Origin of the sequence: Saccharothrix sp. ST-888, assembly GCF_000955975.1 — a bacterium.
Lineage (GTDB): Bacteria > Actinomycetota > Actinomycetes > Streptomycetales > Streptomycetaceae > Kitasatospora.
In genome coordinates this window covers 1-251 of record NZ_JYJF01001115.1, presented here as the reverse complement: position 1 = coordinate 251, position 251 = coordinate 1, and the positions used below count along the sequence as shown (strand labels likewise).

The window sequence follows — 251 nt, the reverse complement described above, 5'->3', positions numbered from 1 at the left end:
CGAGGAGCACGGCGTCGGGACCTTCGTCGAGGTCAGCGCACACCCCGTGCTTGCGATGGCTGTCCAGGAGAGCATCGAGGCGGCCGGCCGGGACGCGGTCGCGTTCGGGACGCTGCGCCGTCACGAGGGCGGTCTGGAGCGGCTGTTCGCGACGCTGGGTGAGGCCCAGGTGCGCGGTGTCGCGGTCGACTGGCAGTCGTTCTTCGCGGGCCGGGATGCCCGCCGGGTGGACCTGCCGACCTACGCCTTCC

1 protein-coding gene is annotated in these 251 nt (G+C 72.9%); it reads left to right on the top strand.

The features are described 5' to 3' along the window. Window positions 1–55: 55 nt before the first annotated feature. On the top strand, window positions 56–251 hold a 196-nt coding region (locus tag UK12_RS35860; RefSeq protein ID WP_156179200.1), incomplete at its 3' end, for a hypothetical protein.